Here is a 4,340-nt window from a genome sequence, read left to right as displayed (position 1 = left end):
TAAATTTTTAAATAAAAGACATAATTAATTAAAATTATAATTTGCTATTAGTATCTTTTTAAAAATATTTACAATTATTTTAATAGGTTAGGTTATGCAAGAAGTCTATTAAATCTAATGCATCTTGTTGAGTTTTAATTTTAGTTGTATCATAAATAAAAGCATAATCTTTATTAAATTTAGATCTAGCAATATAATTATCAATTACACCTTTTAAAAAGTATAATTCTAAATTAAACATCATATTTTCTGTAATTGAACCTGTTCATTTTGCTACTAATTCACCGCGTAATGATGGGTCAGTATTTTTTAAACGAGATAAATCAAATCTTCTTCATTGTGTTTTTAAACCAATAGTATGATCAATTACTAAACGACCGCGCTTAGCATTTTGATTTTGTTTTGGATTACCTTTTTCGTGATTTCATTCTGAATCACCATAAAATAATCGTTCAGGTATTGTATAAATTGCAACTGCATAATCTGCACTTTCCATATTAGGACTTGATTGTGCTGTTGCTGTTAAACGATGAAATGTATAATAATCAGGGTTTGATAAAATATCTTTTACTCGCATTTCTTGTGCTGATAATAATAAATGTCCTTCTTTTGTTAAATTTGCTACACCATTACCAATAACAAATCCTTCATGTAATCCTATAATTGATGCCATATTTTATTTTCCTTTCTGATATTCTTTTTGAACTAAGTTTTTAATTCTTTCATTAATAGGAATATTATGATTATCTTGTAAATTTTCTTTTATTTTTTGTGATAATTCTTCAATAAACATATTTTCATCTTTAATTTGAATTCCACCATTCATTAGATTTTTCATATCTAATGTAGGTTTTTTCTCAACTAAATCTTTAAAATTAGTTTTAATATATTCCATATCTTTACCACTATTTAATATTTCTTCAACTAATTTGCGATTTTCTTGTGGTACTTGTGATAACTCATATTCTTTTATTTTTGACTGATAACTATTAATTTTTTTTCATATTGTTTTTCTGTTTCAGTTTTAATACGAGTTTCTGCATTTGGTAAGACACTAGATAATACTTGTTTTTCTTTTTGTTCTAATAAAGCATTAATTTCATCTTGTGTCATATTTTCTTTATAATCATATTTAAAGTTTGACATACTTTAATCCCTCCATTATTTTTTTATAGAAAATTTCAAAAACTATCGTCACCATCATACCATCATTTTAATTTTTGTAAACTTGTGGATATTTTTTCTTAATTTCAGTTCTAGTTTCTTCAATACCATCTTTAAAACCTTTTTCATATTGATTTAAATATTCTTTTTGATTATTAACACCATAATCATAAGTTTCTTTCATTAATTCTTGGAATATTTTAGTATGTTCTTCACACGCAGGAACACCAATACCATTTCAATTTTTACTTACTTTTTTAAAACATTCTTTACCATCAATTATCATTCAACATATATTTTTGTCCATTCGCATTTTTTCAACATTTTTTTTAATTTGTTTTTTTGCCATAATTAATCTTTTCCTTTCAATATTTTTTCTGCAAATTGCGAAACAGTTTCTATTGCTGTATCTTTATCAACTTTTTTAATTTCTAAATCTTTAATAAATTTATTTTCAGTTCTTTCATAACTACCATTTGCTTTTAAATATGCTTTACACATAAAGATAATAATTAATCTACCAATAGATCAAATAATTAAAGGCATTAACCCTAAAATAATAAATATAATACCTAATTTTCTTTTTCTAATTAAATGATTACCTTGTGATTTAATATTTTTATCTATTTTAGGTTTACGGCCAATAAACATTAATAAACCTTGAATACCTAATAAAGTAATATGTCCAAATCCTAAACCAATAATATTACTTGATGACATAATACTATCTAAACTAAAACCATCAAATTGACCACTTTTAACTGCTCAGGTTCAACCTAATGCAAAAAATGTATTATAAAGTAATGCTCATCATAAATGAGTAAATCCACTCATAAATCTATCTCACTTAAATAATATATATTCTTTATAATTCTTTTTATCTAAATCAATTACATAGTTATTTTTATTTCAAAATGCCATAATTTTAACCTCGCTTTCTGAATTGTTTACTTATTAAAATGGATTATCTAATGTTTTTATAAAATATTCCATTATATCCATAACAGCATAAGTCATAGCATCAAAACCATCATCAAATAATTTATTATCTTCTAATTTATAAGTAGATTTATTTGCAGGTGGTTTTCTTCATTCCATTTTTAACATATCCTTAAATAACTCTGGTGTTAATCGTTGACTAATTTGTAAATAATTCTTATTTAGCAGGATGATTATAGCATCAATTCTATCAGTTCGATATCAAACATCTTTTACTACTGGTTTAAATCTTAATCAATTATGGTCAGGGTAATATTGTCTACGAATATTATTTAATGTATCAATAGAAACTAAACCACCATTTCCATAGTCAACATTTACATCTAAACCATCTTGTAAATAATCTCATTTTATAGAAGCAGTTATAAAAAAGTGTACTATTTCAATTAAAATCTTAGTTGTATCTTTATGTATCATTTCAGCATTACTATGTTTATATTCCATTAATGGTGTCATTTTTTTATAATCTCTATCTAATCCCATTAAAATAGCATGAGTAGCATGTCCTAATGGACTATCTGCATAACCTAAATCTAAACCTGCTTTAAAATTAACTGGTTCAAAATCATATAATTTACTAAATAAATAATTAGCAAAAATAGATCCATCTAATGCACCTGGCATCCCAATTCCTCAGACCTCATATTTTTTAGGTCATTCTGCTTTTAATTCATATAATTTCATTAATTCATCATAATTTAAATTATCTTTATTAATTAAATAATTAGTATAATGATTAATTACTTTTTTATCATATGCTTTTTGACCTGTTTTAGGATCTAATACTGGAACTATTAATTTAGATATTTGTTCACCATTACTTTCTAATTCTTTACGATTAAAGGGTAACAATTTATTAATATAATCGATATGATCTTGATAAATACTATCTGGATTAGTACTAGTAATTAATATTAATTTTTTATAATCACGAACTGCTTGCATAATAGCTTCTTTTTCTGATTTACTAAATTCATTTGCTTCTTCAAGTCAAATAATACATAAATCAGCACCATTTGCTCGTGCTGTACCTTTACCTAATACTTGCGATGAATTACTTTTTCTAGCACCTTGTAATTTAATAAAACTACCATTAGGAAATGTTCAAGTAGGTTTATTAAAACGAGCATTATATTGATAATGACCGCCTTTTCATTTTTTAGTAGGATTAAGTATTAAACCAACTTTATCTAAGGCATCTTGAATATCTTGTTGCATTTCAGCAGTATCAGCACTATTTAATCTAAAACCATATATATTGCTATTTTTTTATCTTTATTCGCTAATACAACACAACTTAATAATGCTATTAATTCATCAATAGAATATGTTTTACCCGCTTTACGACTACCCGCTAAATTAATCTCATCTGCTATATACTCTGTATTTTCTAATAAAATAATTACTATCTTATTAAGATAACTATATTCATATAACATTGCCATTATATCTTTTTCCCATCTGTTATGTTAATTACTGGGGGAGTATAATTTATTTCAGTTTCATTTTCACGACCATAATACTGTGCATATACTGATAACCCCCTTTTTTTAGTTTCGTTTAAGAGATGTAATTTTATATTATTTTCTAATATTCTTATTTTCATTTTAAGTTCATTAAATGCTAATAAATTACTGTCTTTTAAGGCATTATATTCATCTTCTTCTAAATTGCAAAAGATTAATAAGGTTTCTTTTGTGGCAAGTTTGATATTATTTTCTTTACAATATTCATCAAATTTTGTTAATTTTTGCTTTATTTTTGTTAAATTTGCAATTATTCATCACTTTTTATCTACTTTTGCCATCTTTTTTACCTCTTTTTGTCATCACCATTCTACAAAAAAATATAAAAAAGTAAAATAAATTAAAAAAAGACTTTTTCAAGTCTCTAATTTTAGTAATTTTTAAACAAGCGATTAAGGGCTAGTAAATTCTACTTGTATTAAATTACATCACTATTCTACCATCATTTAACAGATTGTCAACAAAATTTTAATTTTTATTGTATAACTATTTTAATAGAAAGGGCTAGGTTGTCTTATGAAAAAAGAAAAGAAAAAATTTAAACATTTTAATTTAGTAGAAAGACATGATTTAAAAGAATATTTAGAATCCGAAAAATTTAAAAAGAAAAATGGCACACCTAATTATTCTAAAATAGGAAAAGTAATGAAT

At 24.1% G+C, this 4,340-nt stretch carries 8 protein-coding genes; all 8 read right to left on the bottom strand.

Annotated elements, in window-relative coordinates:
• Window positions 1-79 precede the first annotated feature (79 nt).
• Complete coding sequence (locus tag EHU54_RS04700) at window positions 80-673, bottom strand: hypothetical protein (RefSeq protein ID WP_400249199.1); 594 nt, start codon at window positions 671-673, stop codon at window positions 80-82.
• A 3-nt stretch (window positions 674-676) separates the two neighbouring features.
• Entirely contained in the window at window positions 677-895 is a 219-nt protein-coding gene (locus tag EHU54_RS04695; RefSeq protein ID WP_338963719.1) for a hypothetical protein, read from the bottom strand.
• A gap of 74 nt (window positions 896-969) precedes the next feature.
• Window positions 970-1,146, bottom strand: a complete 177-nt coding sequence (locus EHU54_RS04690) for a hypothetical protein (RefSeq protein ID WP_400249197.1) — start codon at window positions 1,144-1,146, stop codon at window positions 970-972.
• 67 nt (window positions 1,147-1,213) lie between these two features.
• Window positions 1,214-1,513: a hypothetical protein gene (locus EHU54_RS04685; RefSeq protein ID WP_400249196.1), complete on the bottom strand. Its 300-nt coding sequence runs from the start codon at window positions 1,511-1,513 to the stop codon at window positions 1,214-1,216.
• A 2-nt stretch (window positions 1,514-1,515) separates the two neighbouring features.
• Complete coding sequence (locus EHU54_RS04680) at window positions 1,516-2,085, bottom strand: hypothetical protein (protein WP_400249194.1); 570 nt, start codon at window positions 2,083-2,085, stop codon at window positions 1,516-1,518.
• Between the two features lie 33 nt (window positions 2,086-2,118).
• The gene (locus tag EHU54_RS04675) at window positions 2,119-3,381 is read right to left on the bottom strand and encodes a hypothetical protein (protein ID WP_400249193.1); all 1,263 of its coding nucleotides are present in this window, start codon (window positions 3,379-3,381) and stop codon (window positions 2,119-2,121) included.
• Between the two features lie 20 nt (window positions 3,382-3,401).
• A complete protein-coding gene (locus EHU54_RS04670) occupies window positions 3,402-3,608 on the bottom strand; it encodes a hypothetical protein (RefSeq protein WP_400249192.1) in 207 nt (68 codons plus the stop codon).
• On the bottom strand, window positions 3,608-3,970 hold the full coding sequence (locus EHU54_RS04665; protein WP_400249191.1) for a hypothetical protein: 363 nt from the start codon (window positions 3,968-3,970) through the stop codon (window positions 3,608-3,610). Before EHU54_RS04665 ends, EHU54_RS04670 begins: the two co-directional genes overlap by 1 nt.
• Between the last annotated feature and the right edge of the window lie 370 nt (window positions 3,971-4,340).

Origin of the sequence: Spiroplasma sp. ald, assembly GCF_044714355.1 — a bacterium.
GTDB lineage: Bacteria > Bacillota_I > Bacilli_A > Mycoplasmatales > Mycoplasmataceae > Spiroplasma > Spiroplasma phoeniceum.
The sequence above is the reverse complement of the archived record's forward strand: the minus strand, read 5'-3'. Positions and strand labels throughout refer to the sequence as shown.